At 45.2% G+C, this 17,907-nt stretch carries 16 protein-coding genes; 13 read left to right on the top strand and 3 right to left on the bottom strand.

Features of this window, described 5'->3' with window-relative positions:
- Position 1 precedes the first annotated feature (1 nt).
- The 5 genes from RHEIN_RS08820 to RHEIN_RS08800 all read left to right on the top strand — a co-directional run bounded on the left by RHEIN_RS08820 (position 2) and on the right by RHEIN_RS08800 (position 4,001).
- The gene (locus RHEIN_RS08820; protein WP_008898635.1) at positions 2-1,639 is read left to right on the top strand and encodes a hypothetical protein; all 1,638 of its coding nucleotides are present in this window, start codon (positions 2-4) and stop codon (positions 1,637-1,639) included.
- A gap of 162 nt (positions 1,640-1,801) precedes the next feature.
- The gene (locus tag RHEIN_RS20385; protein WP_008898634.1) at positions 1,802-2,758 is read left to right on the top strand and encodes an NPP1 family protein; all 957 of its coding nucleotides are present in this window, start codon (positions 1,802-1,804) and stop codon (positions 2,756-2,758) included.
- Between the two features lie 140 nt (positions 2,759-2,898).
- The gene (locus RHEIN_RS08810) at positions 2,899-3,135 is read left to right on the top strand and encodes a Pathogenicity locus (RefSeq protein WP_008898633.1); all 237 of its coding nucleotides are present in this window, start codon (positions 2,899-2,901) and stop codon (positions 3,133-3,135) included.
- A 21-nt stretch (positions 3,136-3,156) separates the two neighbouring features.
- Positions 3,157-3,477, top strand: coding sequence for a DUF3784 domain-containing protein (locus RHEIN_RS08805; RefSeq protein ID WP_008898632.1), 321 nt, complete (start codon positions 3,157-3,159; stop codon positions 3,475-3,477).
- Between the two features lie 83 nt (positions 3,478-3,560).
- Complete coding sequence (locus RHEIN_RS08800; RefSeq protein ID WP_008898631.1) at positions 3,561-4,001, top strand: DUF1090 domain-containing protein; 441 nt, start codon at positions 3,561-3,563, stop codon at positions 3,999-4,001.
- Positions 4,002-4,022: 21 nt separating this feature from the next.
- Here RHEIN_RS08800 and RHEIN_RS08795 read toward each other — a convergent pair whose 3' ends face one another.
- Positions 4,023-6,017 (bottom strand): metallophosphoesterase family protein, encoded by a 1,995-nt coding sequence (locus RHEIN_RS08795; RefSeq protein ID WP_008898630.1) that lies wholly within the window; start codon positions 6,015-6,017, stop codon positions 4,023-4,025.
- Between the two features lie 198 nt (positions 6,018-6,215).
- Positions 6,216-8,996, bottom strand: a complete 2,781-nt coding sequence (locus RHEIN_RS08790; RefSeq protein ID WP_008898629.1) for a TonB-dependent receptor — start codon at positions 8,994-8,996, stop codon at positions 6,216-6,218.
- Between the two features lie 564 nt (positions 8,997-9,560).
- On the opposite strand from RHEIN_RS08790, the gene RHEIN_RS08785 reads away from it, so the two are divergent.
- Positions 9,561-9,926, top strand: a complete 366-nt coding sequence (locus RHEIN_RS08785; protein ID WP_008898628.1) for a cupin domain-containing protein — start codon at positions 9,561-9,563, stop codon at positions 9,924-9,926.
- 76 nt (positions 9,927-10,002) lie between these two features.
- On the opposite strand, the gene RHEIN_RS08780 is transcribed toward RHEIN_RS08785, so the two are convergent.
- On the bottom strand, positions 10,003-11,382 hold the full coding sequence (locus RHEIN_RS08780; protein ID WP_008898627.1) for an amidohydrolase family protein: 1,380 nt from the start codon (positions 11,380-11,382) through the stop codon (positions 10,003-10,005).
- Between the two features lie 224 nt (positions 11,383-11,606).
- Here RHEIN_RS08780 and RHEIN_RS08775 point away from each other — a divergent pair, with 224 nt between their 5' ends.
- The 7 genes from RHEIN_RS08775 to RHEIN_RS20380 all read left to right on the top strand — a co-directional run bounded on the left by RHEIN_RS08775 (position 11,607) and on the right by RHEIN_RS20380 (position 17,884).
- Positions 11,607-12,149, top strand: coding sequence for a hypothetical protein (locus RHEIN_RS08775; RefSeq protein ID WP_008898626.1), 543 nt, complete (start codon positions 11,607-11,609; stop codon positions 12,147-12,149).
- Between the two features lie 169 nt (positions 12,150-12,318).
- Positions 12,319-13,677 carry a M24 family metallopeptidase gene (locus tag RHEIN_RS08770; protein ID WP_008898625.1) on the top strand — a complete coding sequence of 453 codons (1,359 nt, stop codon included), beginning with the start codon at positions 12,319-12,321 and terminating at the stop codon, positions 13,675-13,677.
- Positions 13,678-13,810: 133 nt separating this feature from the next.
- The gene (locus RHEIN_RS08765) at positions 13,811-15,280 is read left to right on the top strand and encodes a carbon starvation CstA family protein (protein ID WP_008898624.1); all 1,470 of its coding nucleotides are present in this window, start codon (positions 13,811-13,813) and stop codon (positions 15,278-15,280) included.
- Between the two features lie 206 nt (positions 15,281-15,486).
- Positions 15,487-15,702, top strand: a complete 216-nt coding sequence (locus tag RHEIN_RS08760; RefSeq protein ID WP_008898623.1) for a DUF3185 family protein — start codon at positions 15,487-15,489, stop codon at positions 15,700-15,702.
- Between the two features lie 19 nt (positions 15,703-15,721).
- Positions 15,722-15,973 carry a GlsB/YeaQ/YmgE family stress response membrane protein gene (locus RHEIN_RS08755; protein WP_008898622.1) on the top strand — a complete coding sequence of 84 codons (252 nt, stop codon included), beginning with the start codon at positions 15,722-15,724 and terminating at the stop codon, positions 15,971-15,973.
- Positions 15,974-16,069: 96 nt separating this feature from the next.
- A complete protein-coding gene (locus RHEIN_RS08750) occupies positions 16,070-16,525 on the top strand; it encodes a GNAT family N-acetyltransferase (RefSeq protein WP_008898621.1) in 456 nt (151 codons plus the stop codon).
- A 162-nt stretch (positions 16,526-16,687) separates the two neighbouring features.
- The gene (locus RHEIN_RS20380) at positions 16,688-17,884 is read left to right on the top strand and encodes an OmpA family protein (protein ID WP_008898620.1); all 1,197 of its coding nucleotides are present in this window, start codon (positions 16,688-16,690) and stop codon (positions 17,882-17,884) included.
- The last annotated feature ends 23 nt before the right edge of the window (positions 17,885-17,907 follow it).

Genomic DNA, 17,907 nt, shown 5'->3' with positions numbered 1-17,907 from the left:
ATTGGAAGCACTGAAATGTATTTACGAAGACAAGGTGAATCACCGCTTTTCTTTATTAATGAACTCTGTGGGTGATATCCGCTTCTGCTACTGGACTGAACTAAAGAAATTCAGTGTCACCCAGCTGACACAAAACCATAGTTACCTGATGCAATTCCAGGATATTACGCAACCAGACAATTGCTTTCGAGGTATCAGGCTGTCAGCTCTTCAGGTTGATGGTCCCGCGGTGACAGCAAACACTGCCGAATTTAGCGGTATAAAATTCACCTCACAAAGCCTGGCGGCTGTGTTTGCCAGTTCATCCGACAAAACCCTGATTTTTTACCAGTGTGAATTTGAGGAAATTCATTTGTCCGGTTTGCACTTTGAACAGGATCTGTTGTTTTGCCAATGCACCTTTTTGGACAATTTCAGACTGACGAGTTCAACCTTTAGCAAATCGGTATGGTTTCCTCACTGTACTTTTTATAAACACTTTAGTTTGAAAGCCTGCCATTTAGTCGGTTCGGTGCACCTGGAATCAGCCTGCTTTTATGGGGAAGGCGGTTTATCCCTGCGTGGCGTTTATTGCCGGAACATCTATCTTGATCTTGGCGTGAAAGGGCCATCAGATATGGTCTGGCTCAATGAAGTTTCTGTCGCAGGGGTACTGAGTATTGGTGGAGATTTCAGATCGGAGATCCAGTTATTTAACCGTCAGGATGAGGTATCTGAGATCAAAATGCCGGTAGGTTATCTTTGTATTGGGACAGAATGTTATCAAAATGAAAAAGCGAACCTGACCAGAAGCACTGCTGACATCAGAGTCTTTGGTTATGAGTTCGAAACCGTCACTATACAAAGTGCCGAATTGAATGCTTTATATTTATCTGATTTAACAGCGAAAAATGTAATTGTTTTATCAAGCCATGTGCAAAAAGACATTGAGCTTAAAAATATGAAGGTTGTGCAGAGGGTCAGTTTGTCTGAGGTGATGGTTGCCAGAAACCTGAAACTGGAAAACTGCGATATTCAATCCCAACTTTCTTTGGCGAACAGTTCTGTTTCTCAATGTACTTATTTGGAAGACCTTAAAACAGCTAAGAGTGAAGGCATTGATCTGTATAGATTTATATCTGCCCGCTTTTACACTAACGTGCCAGAGGTTTTTGTTGGGAAAGCTAAGTTCAGATTTTTTTCACCCCGCGAATTTGCCGGATTAGTCAAACACAACTCCAGCAAAAGTATGGAGGAGCAGTATTCGAACCTAAAGCACTGGTTTCATGATACTGGTAAATTAGCTTATGAAGATATGGCGTTTTTTCATATGAGGGATGTGTCAGCTTCTGGCATTTTAACTAAGTTTTTTTTAGGCCGTGTGTTTGGTTGGGGAGTACGAATTTCCAATATAGCTTTATCATCTCTGATAGTGATTATTCTTTTTGCAGCGCTGTATTTTCTGAGCCCAAATGCACTTGCTGTGAAAGAAAGCTTTTTATTAAGTATTCAGAGTTTTAGCGGTGCCTTTTTTGGCTCCTGGGCTGCATCTTTAGATTCAAAAAATGATCTATTGTTTCTGGTGGCATTGCAAAGTTATGTTGGCGTGTTTTTTATCACAACTTTTGTCGGGGCCTACATCAGAAAATTGCTCAGGTGATAACGACTCCTGACGTTTTCTTGTCTGCCCTTTTATTAAATTTTCATGATGACCTCATGTTGTCATGTACCGGACCTTAGTCTGTTGTTTCTGATTTCGCTTTTTTTCCAGAAGGCGGAGTTGAGTTCACACAACAACAATGATCAACCGGAGGTCCAACCCGTGTTCAGTAGATTCAAATTAATTACCTTAACGACAGTAAAAAGCTGTTTAGTTTTGTTGGCTTTTTTTAACCTTAATACAGCTAATGCGGATGAATTCCCAAGCTGGGATACGGCCATTACCGCCTATAACGAAGGCCAGGTCAGAAAATTTCACCCTACTTTTGATTTTGACTCGGATGGCTGTTATCCGGGCACCCCATTTCACCGCTATGGATCCTTACGCCAGAACCCGGGTTTAGCAGCAACATCCAGTTATTATGGTGGCTGTCGTGATGCAGGCTGGGGTAATACCGCCAATACCATTCACAGACAGTTATGCCAGCAAGGTACGGATGGCTGGGAGCGTTGTGCGCATTTTTATGAGCTGTATTTTGAGAAAGATCAGGCGGTGCACTTCACCTTTTTAGGTGGCCATCGTCATGATGTGGAAACTGTGATTGTCTGGACTCTGAAAGGTCATAATCAGGAATTTGTCAGCCATGTATCCACCAGTGCTCATGGTAACTTTGATACCCGAGCTATGAACACCTTACAGCAACACAATGGTCATCCGCTGGTGGTGTATCACAAACACGGCATCCGCACCCATGCCTTTCGGTTTGCCAATGCAACGGATAAAGCCAATGTGGAGTTTCTGGGCAACTGGGGCGAGTTTTATGCGCCTAATATTATCAGCCACTACCGTGCTGTAGCTGTGTGGGACTCGAATGAACGCAGCCGCCATGAGCGCAATACGCAATACCGCATCGCGCTGGAGCAATCGAACTTTGGTTCAGCCAGCTTTAAAACCCGGAATGATGCCTTGATCATGGATCAGGCGAATAACAATGTGCCTCGTTCTGATGCGTTGTGGGTCAACATCTGGTTTAACTGGGATGATATTGCCACCACCAAAGCCAAAGAGTTACAGGCAAACTACCCCGGTATTTATCAGGAGATTAAAGACAGCTACTGATGATCCGTCCTCTTCTGCGTGCTGCAGTCTGACTGCAGCACTTTGTTTTCATTCCGTTATTTTTGCTTGGCTGTAATTCACAGCCGTGGTACTGGTATGTTATAACGCAGTTAACATCAAATACCAGCAAGGAGACTGACGTGGCTTTTAGCGAACAGGAAAAAACCGCTTTATTGCAGCTAAAAGGCGTAGGCCCTGCTGTGATCCAACGCTTTGAGCAAATTGGTCTGGATTCTTTTGAAAAACTGGCCAGCCACAGTGCTGCCGAAATTGCTGAACGGGTGGCCTCTATGCTCAGAACCAGCTGCTGGAAAAACAGTCCACAGGCTTTGGCTGCTATTGAAGCTGCCATTCAAGGTTCAGCTCAGGCTTTGTAATAAAACATTCAGGAGGCGGATATGGATAACATCTGGGCGGGAGTGGCAATCTTGATAGTGGCAGGTGCTTTGCCCTGTATTATTTCTGGTTATCTGATCGCAGTGAAACAGCAGCGCCATCTGATAGCAGGCTGGAATGAGAGTAAAATAAGCAATCCGGTAGCTTATGCAAGGTTAGTTGGCTTTAGTGTACTGCTATTGGGTGTGGCCATTATGTTGATTGCTGCTGGCCTGGCTTTGCAACTACTGACAGAAAACCAAATGGTTATTTCCCTGTTGGCTGTTTCCGTCTTACCTGTCCTTGCTGCCATCCTGGCTTATTTCCGCTATCACAAAGCTTAAGTTTCAGTTCAGCAGGGGCTGTTAGTCTCAAAGACTGGTGTGATATTTAATCGCACTCAACCGTCTTGAAGAAGGAAACTGAAATGACGCTTACATCAATTATTTTTCCAAATCAGTTGTTTACACCTCTGACTTTGGCACTTTTAATAACAGTTACTCCTGTTGTTGCTCAGACACAAGCCAGTTGCAGTGCTTTAAAAGGCTGTGAACAAAAAATTTGTCAGATAGAAACCCAGCTTAATCTGGCGAAACAAACAGGTGATAACAGTCAGGTGACGGGTTTGCAAATGGCTTTGGATAACGCCAGAACCCACTGCAGTGACAATAAATTAAAAGATGATTTAACAAAGCAGCTTGCTGATGCGAATAAAGATTTGGTGAAGTATCAGGCCGATCTGCAGCAAGCAGAGCAGGATGGCAAAAAAGATAAAGTAGTGAAATACCGTAAAAAGCTGGAAGAAACCAGCACTGAGATCAACAGGTTAAAAGACCAGTTAAGGCATTTGGAACAATTGCCGCTATGACTTCAGGCTCTAAGTGTGGCGCTAAGGCACCACACTCAGAGAGGTTAATTCGCCTGTTTGCATATTCAATAGAAAATCTCCATTGGGTGGGCCTTGTAAAAACCCTTGGATGATCTGAAATAAGCTGGCAAATTTGTTGTGGCAATACTGGGGCAGGGTCCAGTTTGCCCAGTTCTGAGCCTGGGGGCTTGTGGTTGTTTGCTGCAACAGAGCGGTAAAAAAGCCATAGTGCTGCAGGCGCTGTGCAGAAATATCAGCTAAAGCCAGTTCACCGGCATTTTGTAAGCGGTAAAAATCCAGTACTAAATCAAAGCCTGTCCAGTGGGCTAAGTCTTCCAGTTTTAAACCCGCTGTGGCAGCCTTAGTTTTTGCCTTTTGTCTGGCTTTTTGCCATTCAGGGCTTTGACTCAATTGCTGCAACATAGCTGGGGAAAATTCCTCCAGAGTGACACTGCTGTTGAGCTCTGAGAGCACTAACATTTGTTCGCCATTTAAACTCAGCAGTAACTGCCTCAGTTCGTCCGGCCAGTCGTCAGGCAAAAAGCGTAAGCGGGTTAGTTCGCGTAAATGGCCATTGGCAAAATCACGATAGCTTTTCGACTGCAAAATGCTGAGATCCCATAATGGCATTTTGTCCTCTTTTAACTGCAACCACTCTTTTTGGTAATGCTCAAACAGTTGATCAAAACCCGGTACCTGCTCCAGTACTATGGTTTGCACCTTGACTTGCTCTTTGCTGACCAGTGTCAGCAATTTATAGGCGGGCACATAAGCGGCTAAAGAAGGGGCCTGTATATTGATTAAGCTATTGCCGCTGTTCGACTTCACCACTGCCGTATTATTTAAATGCATATGACCCCCTATATGCAGCTGTACGCCTAAATCAGCTAATTGATGGCTGATTTGTTGCTGTGGGCTACGTGATAGCTGGCCACGTTTTTCACCTAACAATGTGGCTATCTGCGTTGTCTGGCCCTGATAAAACTCAATCATCGGATAATGGCTAAAAGTGATCAGGGTTTTGCCCTGAGCTTTGGCACGTTCAGCCACATGTTTCACCCACTGCATCACAGCAGGTTTATAGTCAAACATAGCGTTGTAACCGGCATTACCTGAGCCTTCAAAAGCTGCAGCTTGACGGCCTTTGCCCTGATCATTTGCTTTAGGTTTATACACATTGGCATCTATGGCCAGCAACCAGAGGCCCTGAACAGGCTCCACCAGATAACTGGCATCAGGAATAAACTGGCAGTGGCTGTACTCTGGTTTTTTAAAAACGCCACCAGCACCTTGCAAACAAATTTCAAACTGACGTTTGGTTAAATCTGATTGGGCCAAAGCCTGGCTGTAACTGTAATTCGTGTTTGAGTAGCTGCTAAAAGGTGTTTCCCAATACAGATCATCTGCTTTGGGGTAAAAGCCAAAATCCGACAGCTCTGTCATGAGCTCAAGGTACCCCAGCTCTTTTACCTCTTCAGTGCAAATCACGTTTTTATCTTTGCCAGCACAAGGTTCAGAGCCAGGGCTATAAATAGCTAAAGGCCTGCCATCAGCTCCTAAGTAGTCAGGTTTACCTGCGCTTTGGGCATAAGGCCGTACCGGGTCGTGATTGCCCAAGGTCAGTAAAAACTTCAGGCCATGAGTGCTGCTGTAATGCTGCAGTATTTGTTTTAGTCCTCGTATATGGGCAGTCTGGCCGTCGTCGCTGAAATCACCCGGCAATACCACCAGTTTGATATGACGGCGTACCAGATCGTCTAAAGCTGCACGCAACGCAAAGTAGTTTTCGTTAAAAAGCCGGGTGGATTTCAATTGAGCGGCCATAGTGCGGATAGTAGCTGCTTTGCCTGTGGCTTGGCTGTGCAGGCCTTTGAAGCTGTTGTCAGGAAATTGGGCGTACACGTCGTGAAAATGCACATCAGGTAAAAAGGCTATTTGTACTGGCGCGCTTACCGGGGTTGCCAGCGCTGGTAAACCAAACAAAGCTAATACCAAGCCAAAACAAAGGGTTTTCATCAGTGGTGCTTTCCTTGAAATGCTAATAAAAAAGCCACAGCGATACTGTGGCCTCTTGCCTATGCCCAAAGTAATTGGAGTTGCAGTTAGGCGACAAGTGCGTGAGACCCCAGGAGCATAGTTTACCTATGTGACTGGGGCGAGGGCACGCAGGTAACAACGCTGCAGCTTCAAGAACGAAGGGTAAATCCCCTAAGTTTAAAAGTCAGCACGCAGACCTAAGCTTACTCTTCTGCCTGAAAACTCATTCATCACAGGAAAAGCCGGATCCATGGTGTAACCGCTGGTTTCTTCGTCTGTGATATTGATGCCTTTTAAGCTCAGTTTGACGTTATCCGTCAGCTGGTAACCTAAAGCTATGTCGGTTTGGCCATAAGCGTCACGGTACACAGGGTACATATTCAGGTGAATGTACTCGACGTATTTGTCTTTGTAGTTGTAAGACAGACGGGCATCAAAGATATCGTTTTCGTAATAGAGCGTAAAGTTGTAGGTTGTATCCGCTAAACCTTCTGGTGGTGTCGGAATATCCAGGTCAGAAGCACCGGTTAAGCTGTTGTCCAGCATAGTGTAGTTGGCGTTAATACCAAAACCTTCCAGTGAGTCGCTGAGCATAGTTAAAGGCAACTGGGCTATCAGCTCCAGACCTGTCACTTTGTACGAACCTTCGGCATTCACTGGCTGGAACACTTCAAAATCGTAATAACCGTCTAATGAGCCGTCGGCGTTACGTTTTTCTACGTCTTCCACTATGCCGGTCAGCTCTTGACGTACTACACCTTCAATATCTTTCCAGAAGTAAGAAGCTGCCAGAATACCGCCGTTTTCCATATACCATTCAAGACCGGTTTCCCATTGCCTGGCTGTGGTTGGTTTCAGACCTGGGTTACCGTCGACAAAACGGAAACCACTCCAACTGACAGTACGTTTGTAGGCAATATCACCCAGGGCAGGGCGCATTAAGGTTTCTGATGCAGCTGTACGCCAAATCACATCTTCAGCCACTTCAACTGTCAGGTTAAAGCTGGGTAACAGGTCGTTGTAGCTGCCGTCTGCTGACACTGGATCTTCAGTGTAACCTGTAGTGCCATCTTCGTTTTGAATTGGGTGGTAACCAAAAGAGGTCACTGCAGTGTCTACTGCACGTACACCAGCGTTTAACCTGGCTGGCAAGTTACCTAACTCAAAATCAAAGTTCGTCATGGCATACAAAGCTGTCACTTCTTCATCAACACGGTAGTACTGATTATCCTGAAACGGAGTGAAGAAACCGGCATAGCGGAAGGTGCTGCGGGCATAATCGTTGGACACCTGCATCCAGTTCAGATCTTTGGCTTTGTAACCACCGCCAGAGGCGATATCAGTCACATAACCCAGTTCACTGTCCTGTAATGTACGGGTATTTACCCAGGAGCTGTTGCCTGCTGAAGGGCCCTGAATTTTTATCTCACCAAAGTTACGCTCTTTGGATTTGTCGGTATAACGCAGACCAAACTGCACGCTGCTCAGCGCTGGTAGCATGGATAATTCCAACTCTTTTTTGAAGTCGAGCTGAGCGGCATATTTGTCGTCCTGCACTTCTTCCAGTTGGGTTTCATAAGCTTCAAACAGGTATTTGTCGGCTGCGTTGTACATATCTATGCTGTTTGGGTTGGCACTTTTGACGGTTTCACCGCCATTGGCAGTCCAGCGGCTGCGGGATGGAGCATAAGCCACGTGTTTCAGGTTGGCGTAGTCCGCTGTTTTTTCTGCACCTGAGTAACCTGCTAATGCATTGATATCCCAGCCGTTGACCAGCCAGTCCATAGTGGCACTGTACTGAGTGAAATCAGTTTCGTTGATACGTTCTTTGCTTAAAAATTCGTGCTGAGTGGCGGTGTAAGACACGTCAGTCAGAACCACCATACCGTAGTCAGCCAGGGTGGTATCGTCGTAGGCATGAATAGTTTCCAGCGTACTGCGGCTTGATGCAGTGTAAGCTGCCGCATCGTATTCATCTTCAGTGTTGTCATAACCACCTAACATGGCATCAAAAGTCAGACTGAAGCTTGAACTTGGTTTGTATTGCACTGAGGCTGTGCTGCCCCATTTATCCTGCTCGCTCTGGAAAACGCGGTCACCCACTTTGTCCTGGAAAATAATACGGCTGGTTTGGTCTTTATCTTTGAAATCACTGACAATTACGCCTGCATCACGTTCCAGTACTGCAGCAGCCTGAGTTGAGCGTGGTGCTGAAGCTTCAAGGAAACGGCCCATAGGACGGAAGTTGATCCCAGAGTTGGAATCTGTTCTGTTACTGCGCTCTGCTTTAGAGAAAGACACTAACGCGCCCCAATCACCCATGGTGTCGCTGGCGAGAAAGGAGAATTTAGGATCGGTTTTTTCTGAAATCGAGTTATGAGCGCCTTCTGCAGAGACCACAAATTGTGCTGAGCTGTAATCAAAAGGTTTGGCTGTACCAATTTGCACTGAGCCTGCAATACCACCTTCTTCATCGGCAGCAGTAGGAGATTTTTGCACAGTCACACTTTGAATAATTTCAGAGGCAAAAATATCAAACTCAACATCACGACCACCACTGCCAGAGGCTGTAGCCAGGTTGTTGATCGACACATGAGTAAATTCAGAAGGGAGGCTTCGCACGTTCACTTTGCTGCCCAAACCTTTGTTTCGCTCAATAGTGACACCAGGCATACGTTGCAATGCTTCTGCCAGGTTTTGTTCAGGGAAATCGGCAATGTCGGTGGCTACAATAGAATCAGAAAAACCAATGTTCTCTTTTTTCATATCAACGGCTTGTTCCAGACTTTTACTGTAGGTGCCTTTTACTGCTATGACTTCTACTTTCTGCTCGCTTTCTGCCATTTGTGCGTAGGCAGGTAAACTGATGGCTGAACCCAACAGCAATTGACCTACAGCCAGGCTTAAGGCTGTGCGTTTTGACACAAGTTGATGACGGTATTGATTCTGATGTTTCATTCCCAAACCCTTAGCTGAAGTTTTTGTATTTTCGTCACCACAGTGTTTTTCGGATGGACAGCTGCGGTGTGCAACGACGGGCGAGGTTACAGAGCGACTATGATGTTTTTATTTCAGTTTTAATCAGGCGCTAAGTTGGCATCGTGAATAAAAAGAGAGAAAACGGTGGCGGAGCCTGATGGATAGAAATTGCGGAATGTAACCGATTTCATTGGGCTGTTTTTGGCGTGTGAGGCAGAAGTTATTTTAAATCATGAGCTTATGCTAAATTTCTGTATTTTTTCTAAGTGCTGACCTGATGAGCCGTTTTGTGATTTTCAGTGACACTATGGCTGCGGCAAAAGTCTTTGTTGGTTTTGAGAAAAGGCGATAAAACAGCATTTATTTGCGATTAAGGTTGCAACTTTATTTGTACAGTGTTGTTTCTTTTTCAGGCTGCCGTGTTAACAAATTAAAAGTTGTGCCTGTCAGCTTGTCGGGTGCAGTATATAAACAGACAAAGAAACAGAGCGTTCCTTGAGAAGCACCTGCTGCGTTTTTTAATTTACCGGAGAGCTGCATTCCATGAGTTACCAGGCCATTAATTTTAAAGACAAGTTTGCTAAGTTTGACAACCACTGGTCGCCGCGGGTGATTGCTCAAATGAACGACTACCAGTTTAAGCTGGTAAAAGTGCAGGGGGAGTTTGTCTGGCACCATCATCCGGATACAGATGAAGTGTTTATTGTGATAAGCGGTGTGCTGGATATTGAATTTGAAGATGGAAAAGTGACCTTGCAAGCCGGAGAAATGTTTGTAGTGCCCAAAGGCGTCAAACATAAACCAGTGGCGCAAGAAGAGTGTCAGATCCTGTTGGTAGAACCTGAAGGAGTGGTGAATACAGGGGATACCCAAAGTACACTGACAGCTCAGAATGATGTATGGATTTAAACGGGCCGGATTTTACCAAACAGCGACAAAAGCAGCTTTTTCCTAAGGCCACTGTTTGGTAGAGCACAGTTTTGTATCAGCGCTTTAACGCCTCTTCAATCACCTGACCATTTTGTTTATAAATCACGCCGTCTTTCATCACTAAGTCGACATGGCGCAGCAGGTTCATGTATTTCAGTACGTCACCTTTGACTGTGATGATGTCGGCCACTTTGCCCGGTGTTACTGAACCATATTTATCTTCAACACCCATCATGACGGCTGGCCAGTAAGTGGCAGCTCTGATCGTTTCTATGGGGTCAAAACCAAAATCATCTACCCACACCGCCATTTCGTGCCAGGTGGTCTGGCAATGAAATTTCATCGGAATACCCACATCTGTGCCTATCAGCATCACTACACCAGTTTCTTTTAACTGTTCAATTTTACGTTTTAAGGTGGGTTTACGCAGTGGCACCAATTGGGTATAGCCTAAATGGCCTGGTTTTTTAATAGATTGCTGAATATCGGCAATAGTGTCTGGTTTTAAGCCTCTGTGCCAGCAGCTGTTGTCCAGATGTTCAGGATTTTTTACCCTGTCCTGATAACTCCATAAGCCTTCGACGGTCGGAGTCCAGAATAACAAGCCTTTAAACATACCAGTACCTGTGCGCTCTTTAATAGCAGTCAGCACATCTTCGGGATAACCAGGTGCAGTAGTCAGGCCTGTGTGTTCAAAGTTATCAACGCCAATTTCTAAGCCCCGACGAATTTCGTTGGGTTTATGCGAATGTGCTACTACTTTTAAGCCCCGTTTGTGTGCTTGTACTACTATGGCTTGTGCCACTTCACGTGGCATATCGTCCTGATCAATGAGTTTGATGATATCCATACCGGCGTCGGCCAGTTGATTGACCTTTTTCATTGCATCGGCTTTATCTTTGACGGCCCAGCGGTAACTTTTTTCCCAATCCCTGACTTGCCACTGTAAAAAGGGGCCTGAGGCATACAAAGTGGGGCCGGGGATTTGATTGGCCGCCAGTTTAGCTTTAATAACTTGAGTGTCTTCCAGCGGAGCGCCTAAATCACGCACGCTGGTAATACCCGCCAGCAGCAACTGCACTAAGCTTGCCGGCATAATTTCGTCGGCAAAACGGTGTTTATAGTTCGCTTGCCAATGCACATAATTGGCATGCCCTGTCAGCTGGATATGTGCATGATTTTCCCACAAGCCAGGCAGCACATCCTGACCTTCGGTAGATACGATGTTGTAGTCTGGCGGCACCTGGAGTGTATCAACTGAGCCCACCTGTTGAATGATGCCTTTGTCTATCAGGATCACGCTGTTGTGGATTAGATTTTCGGCTGTGCCATCTATTAAACGGCCTCCAACCAGAGCAATTTTTTCGGCAGAAGCACTCAGGCTTACGCCAGATAAAATGACGCTAACTAACAGTGAAGTAACAGTTTTTTTCATAGGGTAGCCGGATTGTTGTAATTATAGTCAATTGAAAGTAACTGCTGGGTTGGGGGATTGCAATGCAGCTTAACCTGTATTGCTGGAGGTTGAGCTGTGCTGCGTTTTTGCCAGTCAGCGCAGCTATAACTGCCATATATGTTTCCTTACAGTTTCTTACGCTTTGCCAGTTTCAGATGAGTCAGACTGGATACTGTATTTTCTGGCTAAGGACTCTAAAAAAGATGAACGATCAACGATTTAAATTTCACCGCTTGGTACTGGTTGCTGTTGCCAGTTTGTATATTTTGGTCTTATTGGTGTTTGAGCATTTGAACGGCGGTGTGGTTAGCCATCACCTATTACAACGGGGCGATTTGCCTGCTATTTCAAACTGGTGGGGAGCTTTATTGTTGCCAGTGCTAAGCTGGTTCCTGACAGGTTTTATCTACAAAAGAGTAGGGAGTTCATATCCTGCCAATATAGTGGCAGGATTGATCATGGCTTTGCTGTTTGGGGCGGCACTTTCAGTGTTGTTTCAACAAGGGCAGCATCAAATCCTGCCTTATATGATGCTGAGTTTGCCTTTTTTTGCCTTGCTGTTTCCGCTCTATCGTGCCGAATATTTGCTGGGTTTTGTGCTGGCAATGAGCTACTGCTTTGGCGCCGTACTGCCAACAATAATAGGTACTTTGGTGGTCTTGATGTCTTTTGTATTACATAAAACCTTAAGGCCTTTGCTTTGTTATCTGTGGTCGGTACTGACGCGACCCAATACAACTGCCTGATAAAGCTGGGTGCTTGTTATGAAAAGCGCTGCATTTTGTCTCATGATCTGTGTGATCCACTGCATTTGTAGCTGGGTAACTGAGCAATGCATTATAAATTATTCTTTAATAAGACTTTTTATACACAGGCTTTTCGATAAAAGGCGTTTTGATGAACAGGATAATGGGCATGAAAAACAAAATTACAGCTCTGGTATTAGCTGCCTTGGTAACTATTTCTACTGCTTTTGCTACTGAGTTTACACAAGGCCGGCAGTTGCAGTCGGCGAATGACTTTTCTGTTTTGACGTCGCGTGAACGGGTGGGTATTGAAAATCGCATTCTGACTGAACGGCTGGAACAGTTGTTACCACAGCTGATGGCCGAAACCCAACTGGATATGTGGCTGGTGATCAACCGCGAATACAGCGAAGACCCTGTGTATTTTACCTTGGTGCCACAGCCCACTTTTGCTGCCCGACGCACCACCATGCTGGTGTTTTATCGTAAAGCCGATGGTTCTGTCGAACTGTTGTCTGTCAACCGTTATCCCTTTGGCGCACCTTATACCTCAGCCTGGTCAGGCGGTGATTTAACAGAGCAGTGGCAGGCCTTAGCTAAGGTTATTACAGAACGCAATCCAAAACGTATCGGCATCAACGTATCTGCAGACTGGGCTGTGGCTGATGGTTTAACCAAAGCCATGCATCAGTTGTTGCTGGATGTGTTACCAACAGACTACGCCAGCCGTTTAGTCAGTGCAGAGCCTTTAGTAGTGCGCTGGATGGAGCAACGCACGGCCTCAGAATTAGAGCTTTACCCTCATATTGTCAGTTTGGCCCGTGCCGTTATTGCCGAAGCTTTCAGCACCAAAGTTATTACTCCGGGTGTGACCAGCACAGAAGATGTGGCCTGGTATATTCGTCAGCGTTTTGAAGCTTTAGGTTTGCCCATATGGTTTATGCCTGATGTGAATAGCCAGCGTCCGGGCGATGACTGTAAAGCGGATTCACCTTTTTGTGGTAAAAGCAGGGTGATCCACAGAGGAGATGTGCTGCACACAGATGTGGGCATTTGTTACCTGAAACTCTGCACTGACACCCAGGAAATGGCTTATGTACTCAAAGCCGATGAACAGGATGCACCCGCAGGTCTTATCAAAGCGCTGGCCACAGGCAATCAGTGGCAGGATAACTTAACCCGTCAGTTTAAAACGGGCCGCACTGGTAACGAAATTCTTGCCGCTACCATCAAAGAGAGCAAAAAACAGGGCATGATCAGCAGTACTTACACTCATCCTTTAGGCTTTGTTGGCCATGCACCTGGTCCAACTATTGGCATGTGGGACAATCAGGGGCCGAGTTCTGAAGGTGGAAACTGGCCTTTGTATGCCAATACAGCTTATGCCATTGAAGGCAATATCAAACAGCAAGTGCCTGAGTGGAATGGGCAGTATGTACAAATTAAGCTGGAACAAAGCGCTTATTTTGATGGCAAGCAGGTGATTTATCTGGCCGGGCGTCAAACCAAATGGCATCTGGTGCGTTAGTCAAGCCGCTGGTCTATCGACTATCGGCTAATGTCCAACTGACTGCGCTCATGTTATGGTAAAAACTGCCTATACCAGAGCGCCGCGCTGACGGCCGCCAACACGCCTGTAAGATTAAAAGGAACCTGTCCCTATGCTTATCTTTTTTGTCAGTATTGCCATACTTATTCTTGGCTACAAATTCTATAGTCCCTTTGTTGAAAAACAGGCGGGTATCAATCCAAATGCTGTTACACCCCAAGAACGTTTTAGCGAGGGTGTGGATTACGTTGCTATCAGTCCGGTAAAAGCCTTTTTAATTCAGTTTTTAAATGTGGCAGGGGTTGGGCCCATCTTTGGACCTATACTCGGCGCTGTGTATGGTCCTGTAGCTTTGGTGTGGATTGTTATAGGTAATATTATCGGTGGTGCAGTGCACGACTACTTTTCCGGTGTAATGAGTATCAAAGAAGACGGTAAAAGTTTACCTGAAATAGCAGGCCATTATTACAACGTGGTTTTTAAAGGCGTGATGCTGGTCTTTACCGCCATGCTGCTGTTTTTTGTTGGCGTGGTATTTATTATGAGTCCGGCCGGGCTTTTAAGTAATTTATCCTACTTTGAAGGTACTTTTTTAGCAGGCAATACCTTTTGGGTGCTGGTTATTTTAGCCTACTACTTTTTAGCGACTTTGCTGCCCATCGACAAAATCATTACCAAGTTATATCCGGCTTTTGGTGTACTGATGATCGTCATGACCACCTTAATAGCGGGCGCGTTATTACTGGATGCACCTAACTTACCGCAGGTTGCTGATATTTTTGCTTATTTTGATGGCCACCATGAACATGATTTTTTAACGCCAAATCCTGATGGCGTCCCAATCTGGCCTTTGCTGTTTTTAACTATTACCTGTGGTGCTATCAGTGGTTTTCACTCCACTCAGGCCCCTATTATTGCCCGCTGTTTAACCAATGAAAAATACGTCAGGCCTGTGTATTACGGTGCCATGATGTGTGAAGGCATAGTAGCTTGTGTCTGGGCTTTGGCTGGTATTGCGGCTTTTCCGGGCGGTTATGTGGAGTTAAAAGCTATGCTGGCTCAGGGTGGACCAGGCTTAGTGGTGAATCATATAGCCACAGGTTATCTTGGTGTTTTTGGTGGTGTGATGGCCATTCTGGCTGTTGCAGTATTTCCAATTACCTCAGGGGATACCGCCTTCCGCTCTTTACGTCTGACCATAGTGGATGCTTTTAGTATTCCGCAAAGCCTGCGTAACAGAATGCTGTTGTCTGTGCCCATTCTGACCATAGCTTACTTTATGACGCTGTTAGATTTCTCCTTGATTTGGCGTTATTTTGCGTTCTCTAATATGTTGTTATCCACCAGCGTATTGTGGCTGGCTACCAAGTATTTATTTGACCGAGGTACTTTACACTGGATTGCCAGCATTCCGGCCGTGATTGGCACCAGCATGACTGTGGCTTATATAGCAACAGCAGGTATTGGTCTGAACTTACCGGTCGAGTACAGCAAACCTATAGGGGTGATAGTGGCGGTCATAGGTTTGATTGGACTGGTGATGGCACACAACAAACAAAGATTGATCAGATCAAATAGTTAGTCAGGCTCATAGTGAACCCGGGTAACCGGGTTCACTGCTTCAGTTGTTTTCTCCCTTTGGTTAAGTTCTGATTTTATCAATTGAAACACTAACTTCAGCTAAGGTTCAGGCTGGCACAGCTAATACTGTGCTCAGGCAGGGCTTTGCCGCAGCATATTTTTAGTGGTTAGCCCGTTGTTTTTTCATCAAATACAGAGGGATTACCTATGGCTAATGGAACAAATTCGTTATTAAAACTGGTTGGTTTAGTTTTGCTGGTACTGGGCGTTGGTTTGGCGTATTGGGGCTTTCAACTGTCAGATTCGGTGCAATCGCAGCTGACAGAAGTAGTGACTGGTGCCGAAACCGACAAAGTCATGCAGTTTTATATAGGTGGTGCCATCAGTTTTGTGGCCGGTCTTTTTTTAACTCTGAAGCGCTAAACAACCTAAAGGACTCACTATGAGCTTAACCGGATTATTAGTATTTCTTGCCATTGGCGCCACAGCAGGCTGGCTTGGTGGCCTCATCATGAAAGGTAGTGGTTTTGGCCTGCTGGGTAATATTATAGTGGGCATAATTGGTGCTGTAATAGGTGGCTTCTTATTTGCAGCTCTGGGGATCGGCATCAGTGGTTTAGTGGGTTCTATAGTGACAGCTACAGCCGGTGCTGTGGTGTTGCTTTTTATTGCGAGTCTGATCCGACGAGCCTGAGGCTCGTTGTTTCTTTTTACCCCGGTTTTCCTCTGGTTCTTCTGCGTCAAATTCTATATATTTTTAAACAAATACAGCTTTTTACGTTAACTTCCTATGCATATCCAACTTGATGACCTGACTGGCTCTGAAATAGCGGCGTTGCTGCAAGAGCATTTAACAGACATGAATGCAGTATCACCGCCAGAAAGTAAACATGCGCTGGATCTGGCGGGTTTAAAAGCCAGAGACATCAGTTTCTGGACTTTATGGCAACAGCAGCAACTGGCGGGTTGTGTGGCGTTGAAACAACTGGACTCAGGGCAGGGCGAAATTAAGTCGATGCGAAGTGCCAATGCTTTTCGCGGTCAGGGCATAGGGAAGTTGTTGTTGCAGCATGTGATCAACGAAGCGAAAAACCGTGGTTATCAGCAGTTGTATCTGGAGACAGGTGCTATGGATTATTTCGCCCCAGCCCGTTTTTTATATCGCAGTTTTGGTTTTGAAGCTTGTGGTCCTTTTGCACAGTATAAGGAGGATCCTAACTCCGTTTTTATGCGGCTGCAGTTATAAGTTATATTGTTGTTTGCACACTAAACAGCCGAATAAATAGCTTTTTATTTTGTATTAATCTATCGGTACGCTGGCACACAGACGCCTGTTCTTCGTTATGAGAAAACCTGTATAGCTGAATGTAATGAACACCTCAGCTTTAACTACAGGAATATAAAAACTATGAACAGCTATCAGGCTACAAGGAATGAGCAAGTTATAGGACAGCAAAGTACTGCTCTGAATTTGTCATCTACGACACAAACAAATACCCCATTTTTTCGTTTTAAGCCTTTGGTTTTGAGCGTTTTAACTGTACTTATGCTACCTGCCGCTCATGCAATGGATTACAGCAATTTTAAAGAAAATGGCTGGTCTGTGGGTATGAACGTAGGTAAATCTATTGCCGGAATAGAGCAGGACACTATACGCACTGACTTAGAAAACCAGGGCTTTAATGTGAATTCTGTGTCGGAAGACAGTCGCAGTGAAGGTTACAAAATTTTTGTCGGCTATAAGTTTAACCCTTATCTGGCTGTAGAAGGCGGCTACTTTAATATTGGTGGTTTTCATGCCCTGGCAAACACAACACCAGTGACCGACTTCCGCGGAAAAACCAAGCTGTTGGGCTGGAATCTTGATTTGGTCGGTATTATGCCTTTCACAGAGGATTTCTCTGGTTTTGCCCGTATTGGTGTCACCCAAAATGACACTTCAAATAGTTACAGCAGTAATGGTTTGGTTGATGTCACTGGTTACAATGAAGATGGCAGCTATACAAAAAACAAATACGGTCTGGGTCTGCAATACAACATTTCACCTATTCTGAGTGTACGCTTAGAAGCTGAGCGTTATCGTTTAGACGATTTAATTGCTCACAGCGGTAATATTGATATGTATTCTTTAGGGTTAATGCTTCGTTTTGGTGAAACTGAACCTACTTATGCAGCGACTCCTGCTCCAGAACCTGTTCGACGTGCTGAAGCTGTTGCTGTAGCACCAACTGCAGTGGCATCTGAACCTACAGTACTGGAACTGGAAGACGTTCATTTTAATTTTGATACTTCAGAGTTAAATGACGAAACAAAAACGATTTTGCGCGAGCATGTTCAGACATTAAAAGCTAACCCACAAGCCAAGGTGCGTATTGCGGGTTACACTTCTGCCAGCGGCACAGCTGAATACAATCAGGCATTAAGTGAGCGTCGGGCTCAGTCCATTAAAGCTTTTTTGATCCTCGAAGGTGTAGATGCCAACAGATTTAAAACCATAGGTTTTGGTCAAAGAAATCCTGCGGAATATGAAGCGAATCCGGCAGTTTTACGCTCAGATGCAGCGAAAGCCAATATGCGTGGTTTGTTTGAAATTATTGTTGAGTAAAGTGAATTCATTCTAATAAAAAG

Origin of the sequence: Rheinheimera sp. A13L (assembly GCF_000217935.1) — a bacterium.
Taxonomy (GTDB): Bacteria; Pseudomonadota; Gammaproteobacteria; order Enterobacterales; family Alteromonadaceae; genus Pararheinheimera.
Note: the sequence above shows the minus strand (reverse complement) of the source record. Positions and strands in the feature narration are given on the sequence as shown.